Raw genomic sequence first — 5,084 nt, forward strand, 5'->3', positions numbered from 1 at the left:
GATGAACGCATGACCATGACGCGAAACGTAGGTAGCGAAGACGCCGATCTGGCAGTTCGTGATCTTCCCTGCCGAACCAGTGTATTGCCGCGCCACTCCGCACGAGGCCTAAGGCGTCTGGTACGCGAGCTTGCCGACGTCGTGGCCAGACTGGCAAGAGCCGGGCGAGCTACTCGCGACGGTCGAGCATTTCGCCGTCTACATCAACTGCTGCGAGTTCGCTCCTTGTCCTCTTTAACCCTCGCGCCGCAACGCTGCAAAGGCGCGCTGTCGCATTCCTGACGTATTGTTCGAAATCAGCTGCGCTGTTGATTGCCATTGTTAGTTGGGGTTCTCTTAACTCGTTGGATTGTCGTTAGATCTTTGCGATCCGCGAGCTGGCATGGCATTTGCTATAGCTAAGTCCGTCATTCACGCCGGAAGCGGAGCGCCGCACCCGAGTAATGGTGGGATCGAGATGGGCGATGAACAGAAGTCGGCCCAAGCCGAAATAGTTGGAGGCCATAAACATGGCAACGCACGATCACGACAACAGGTCTAGCCACACCGCCGAGCCCGTCGACGAAGCAGTTCGACGTACCGGCGAAAGTGCGGCCGAGCAGATGAAGCACATCTGGGAAATGGCGGTTGAGGCTGGTCAGGAGATGAATCGCATCGGTACCGAACTGCTCCGGCAAAATGCGGAGGCGTTCCAAGACGCCATGCGGGTCAGATCGGAGATGACGGCAGCCGCAATGGGCCGCTCTACCGATCAGTTCGCGCTCCCCGGCTTGTGGAGCGGCCTCCTACAGGCTACCGAACGGTCGGCGGGTAACGCTGCGGCTACGCTACAATGCACAAGCGCCGTTACTCAAGCGACAAGCGAGATGTCTCGAGAGTATTGCGCGTTCGTTCGGCATCAAATGGAAATTACGATGACGTGCATAAAGAAGTTCTGGGCCTGTCGAACTCCCCCAGAGATCGCGGTCCTGCAGAGTGAATTCTTGCGTGAAACTGTTCAGGGTCTGGTGGAGAGCAACCGCCGGGTGGTCGGCATCATGTCGAAGGTCGACGAGACCGCAAAGCGCATGGCCAAAAACACTCACTGGCCTGCTGCCTAGCGGGGTTCGGGCGCGACAGCGCTTGCTTGGCACGCGACTTACTGAATCTCGTGCTGAGGGCGGCGGGGCCGATAACAGCGGCGCAGGTTGCCCGATCCGCTCCGCGGCTGAGGGCTATACGTGCTGCGCCAGCTCGTGAGCTAACGATCTCGCAATTAAGCTACGGACCGCGATCGAGCAGACGTTGCAGGTCGACAACGTGCGGACCGCCAATCTCGGCGGGGAGGTCTCGACGTCGGAGTTTGCGAGCGCTGCAATCAAGCGCCGCATAACCAAGCGGACGAGGCGATCGACAATAGGGAGTAGATAGATGGTGAAGGGTTCTGATCTTTTGGTCGCTGCCTTGGAGCATGAAGGCGTTGACCGCATCTTTGGCGTGCCGGGCGACGAAAATCTCGACTTCGTCGAGTCGCTCCGCACTTCAAAGATCCAGTTGGTCTTGACCCGTCATGAACAGGCGGCGGCGTTCATGGCGGCGACGCACGGGCGGCTGACGGGGCGGCCAGGCGTGTGTTTCTCGACGTTGGGTCCTGGCGCGCTGAACTTCTCGACCGGCGCGGCCCATGCACATCTCGGCGCGATGCCGATGGTGATGATCACCGGGCAGAAGGCGATCATGAGCAGCCGGCAGGCCCGCTTCCAGATCGTCGACCTGGTCGGGTCGATGAAGCCGCTGACCAAGCTGGCGCGTCAGATCGTCAGCGCGCCAAGCATCCCGACGCTGTTGCGCGATGCCTTCCGCATCGCGATGGAGGAGCGGCCGGGCTCGGTCCTGCTCGAGTTGCCCGAGGACATCGCCCGTGCCGAGGTCGAGGCGGTGCCGATCCATCCGATCGAAATCCCGGTCGCGCACCCCGCGGCCCTCGATCGCGCGGCCGAGATCATCCTGGCGGCGAAACGGCCCCTGATCATGGCCGGGGCCGCGGCCAGCCGCCCGCGTTCGACCTACTGTCAAGCGCCAGTGTTAGCGGTGGCCTCCAGCTACTCTGGAGCCCTGCATGCTGGTCGTTGAAGGTCTGACGTGCCGCTTCGGCGCAAAAGCCGCGGTGGACGACGCTTCGTTTCAAATCTCCCCCGGCGGCTTCGTCGGTGTGATCGGGCGATCCGGCGCCGGCAAGTCGACCTTGCTGCGGACCATCAACCGCCTGGTGACGCCGACGCAGGGCCGCATCCAATTCGACGGCATCGACGTAACGGCGCTGCGCGGCAAGGAGCTGCGGCAGTGGCGGGCGCGATCGGCAATGATCTTCCAGCAGTTCAACCTGGTCGGCCGGCTCGACGTCCTCACCAATGTCCTGATGGGGCGCCTCGCAACGATGCCGGCATGGCGCTCGTTGACGCAGACCTGGCCCGAGCACGACAAGGCGCTGGCGATGTCGGCGCTCGAGCAGTTCGATATCGCCTCGCTCGCCGCCCAGCGTGCCGACCAGCTCTCCGGCGGCCAGCAGCAGCGTGTCGCGATCGCCCGCGCGCTGGTGCAGCAGCCCGACATCATCCTCGCCGACGAGCCGATCGCCTCGCTCGACCCGCGCAACACCAAGATCGTGATGGATGCGCTGCTGCGCATCAACAAGCATTTCGGCATCACCGTACTCTGCAACCTGCATTCGCTCGATCTGGCGCGCAGCTATTGCGACCGTCTGATCGGCATGGCGCAGGGTCGCGTGGTGTTCGACGGCGCGCCGGCCGAGTTGACCGACCACGTCGCGCGCGAGCTCTACGATCTCGAAGCCACCGACGTCATGGGCGGAATGCCTGTGCCGGTGCCCGAGGGCGTGCCGGCGCTCGGAACGGCCGCGGCCGCCTGAGCCGCGGCATACCTGTTAGTTGCCCAATTTTTGCGTCAACCGACCCCAACCGATGAAGAGGGTACCATGATCACTCGCAGACTCATCCTCGCCGGCGCCGCCGCGCTCGCGTTCACGACTTCGGCCTCCGCCGTTGCGCCGATTTGCGATGCGCTCACGCTTTACGGCAGCGCTGCCAACTCCGGACTCTGCAAGAGTCTCGGCATGAGTAACCATTGGGTCTGCGAGTTGGCGCAGGGAAGTCCCGACATTCATCTCACCTTCAACGAAACGACCAAGCTGCACATCACGGTCAGAGACAGAAGCCCGAACTGCGAGGGGAAATCAGACCTAAGAAGCCCGAACTGCGAGGGGAAATCAGACCTAAGAAGCCCGATCTGCGAGGGGAAATCAGACCTGACGGGGGCCTGGAATGCCGAGGGTCACACTCTGAAGCTCGCGAACGGGCAACCCTCGGTGATCTGTAAAGTGAATGTGCAGGATTATGTTGATCGCCTGAATGCGCAACCTGGCATGGAGGGTGCGGGACGCCGCGCCTGCATCGCTGCGTTCAATACGGCCGCTAACAACGGCAGAATCTCAATTGACGCTCAGTCGTTCTTTATCAATCTGTGTACGAAGGACTGTGCGGAGGACGCCAATAAGCCGTGAACTCGTTGACATTTGAGTGCTCTCTCCGAGTGCCGGCGCCTACATGAATGGCGCCCGCACAATCGGTAGTGCACATTAGAGCAGACGACCGGCGCGCGCAAATGCGGCGATAACTTAAGGTGTAAGTTCTGAAGCGGGAAAATGCAGGACAATCTTTAATACGATCTCAGGTCCTTTTTCGGTAACCACAACAATTGCGCTCGTCGCAAGCGGTACTGCCAACCCGTCGGAACTTTCCAGCCTTGCACGCTGCGGAGGCGATGGCCTGTTCCGGAGGTTGTCGTAACGGGCACAATCGGCGATCGGCGCATGACGAAGCGTCGGTGCGGCCGGCGTCATGATGTTGGCCGGTGGGGCGGGTTCACGTTGACGGGCCAGGATATTGAGCACGACATCGCGGCGGAATGGACGCCGTGACTGAGCGCTTCGGCACAGGCCGCTTCCACCGCAGGCAGACCGTCAGTCAGCACCGCGTTGAGGATGTCGACCATCTGCCGGTTGCCGTCATCGGTGCTGGCAAGCCTGCGCCGGATCCGCTCGATCGCGGCCGGCAGCACCCAGTCCTTGAACGGAGCGCCGTTGCGCAAGGCGCCGGCTTTGCGGGCGAGCACCGGCACATAGTGCCAGGGGTCGTAGACAGTATCGCCGCGACTAAAGGCGCGGGTGCTCGGCAACGATACGTCCATCCTGACGGATCACGATGCGATCGGCATAGGCTTGAACTTCGACGGGGCGTCCGACTGCGCTGGCTGCGACCGAGTACTTGTTGTTGTCGAAGCGCACCAGGCAGGTCTTCGAGACCGACGCCGTCACCGCATGGAAGCCGTCGAAGCGGCCGGCATAAGGACCGAGTTTGGGGCGTTCGGCTTCGAACACGTCCCAGATCGTCTGATCGACCAGCTCCGGATGGCGATGAGCCTTGGCGTAGCCGATGCATTTGTCGAGCAGCCAGGCGTTCAACTCGTCGAGGTTTTTGAACCGCAGCCGCGGCGTGAAGAAGCGTTGCCTGACCAGCCCGACCTGGTTCTCGACCTGCTCCTTCTCCCAGCCTGACGCCGGCGTGCAGGCGACCGGATCGACCAGATAGTGGCTGCAAATCTGCAGAAAGCGACGATTGTAGAGACGCCCTTTACCGACGAAGATCGTCTCTACGGCGGTCTTCATGTTGTCGTAGATGCCACGGGTGCAGGTGCCTTTGAACAGGGCGAACGCTCGGTCGCGGGACACCGAGTAGTAGCCGGTCGAGCCGTCGGCGTTGATGTCCTTGGCGAAGGCGTCGGTCTTGACGCCGGTCAGGCGGGCGCGGGCGAACGAGGCCGAGCCGTAGCTGGCGATATGGATGTTGCCGGCGCGCTGTCCTTCGATGACGGCGGCGTAGTCGTTGGCGATGCGCAGCGTGACCTTCACGCCCAATTCCTTGGAGAGATAGCTCATGAACGGCGCCCAGCGCTCGGTCACGCCCGAGGCGTTTTCCGCCGGAATGACCGCGAAGGTCAGCTCGGGATATTTGGCTTTCCAATCGTCG

Annotated in this window: 3 protein-coding genes and 4 pseudogenes; 4 read left to right on the forward strand and 3 right to left on the reverse strand. The window is 62.1% G+C overall.

Going from position 1 to position 5,084, the window contains the following annotated elements; translation table 11 throughout:
* Positions 1-108: pseudogene (locus ABIA96_RS36420) on the reverse strand (transposase); the annotation flags it as partial.
* 401 nt (positions 109-509) lie between these two features.
* Here ABIA96_RS36420 and ABIA96_RS36425 point away from each other — a divergent pair.
* The 4 genes and pseudogenes from ABIA96_RS36425 to ABIA96_RS36440 all read left to right on the forward strand — a co-directional run bounded on the left by ABIA96_RS36425 (position 510) and on the right by ABIA96_RS36440 (position 3,559).
* A complete protein-coding gene (locus tag ABIA96_RS36425; protein WP_247457906.1) occupies positions 510-1,100 on the forward strand; it encodes a phasin family protein in 591 nt (196 codons plus the stop codon).
* Positions 1,101-1,410: 310 nt separating this feature from the next.
* Positions 1,411-2,046: pseudogene (locus ABIA96_RS36430) on the forward strand (thiamine pyrophosphate-binding protein); the annotation flags it as partial.
* Positions 2,047-2,098: 52 nt separating this feature from the next.
* Entirely contained in the window at positions 2,099-2,908 is an 810-nt protein-coding gene (gene phnC, locus ABIA96_RS36435) for a phosphonate ABC transporter ATP-binding protein (RefSeq protein WP_247457907.1), read from the forward strand.
* 66 nt (positions 2,909-2,974) lie between these two features.
* Entirely contained in the window at positions 2,975-3,559 is a 585-nt protein-coding gene (locus ABIA96_RS36440; RefSeq protein ID WP_354053403.1) for a hypothetical protein, read from the forward strand.
* 270 nt (positions 3,560-3,829) lie between these two features.
* Here the strand turns inward: ABIA96_RS36440 and ABIA96_RS36445 are convergent.
* Together ABIA96_RS36445 and ABIA96_RS36675 are read right to left on the reverse strand one after the other, a co-directional pair.
* A pseudogene (locus tag ABIA96_RS36445) lies at positions 3,830-4,783 on the reverse strand (Mu transposase domain-containing protein); the annotation flags it as partial.
* A gap of 60 nt (positions 4,784-4,843) precedes the next feature.
* Positions 4,844-4,993, reverse strand: a pseudogene (locus ABIA96_RS36675) (PhnD/SsuA/transferrin family substrate-binding protein); the annotation flags it as partial.
* Positions 4,994-5,084: the final 91 nt, after the last annotated feature.

The sequence above is a fragment of the Bradyrhizobium sp. LB11.1 genome (assembly GCF_040549385.1).
In the GTDB taxonomy this organism is placed as follows: domain Bacteria; phylum Pseudomonadota; class Alphaproteobacteria; order Rhizobiales; family Xanthobacteraceae; genus Bradyrhizobium.

Coding starts and splice junctions, on each gene's coding strand:
- ABIA96_RS36425 (WP_247457906.1), top strand. CDS start 510: ATGGCAACGCACGATCACGACAACAGGTCTAGCCACACCGCCGAGCCC.
- phnC (WP_247457907.1), top strand. CDS start 2,099: ATGCTGGTCGTTGAAGGTCTGACGTGCCGCTTCGGCGCAAAAGCCGCG.
- ABIA96_RS36440 (WP_354053403.1), top strand. CDS start 2,975: ATGATCACTCGCAGACTCATCCTCGCCGGCGCCGCCGCGCTCGCGTTC.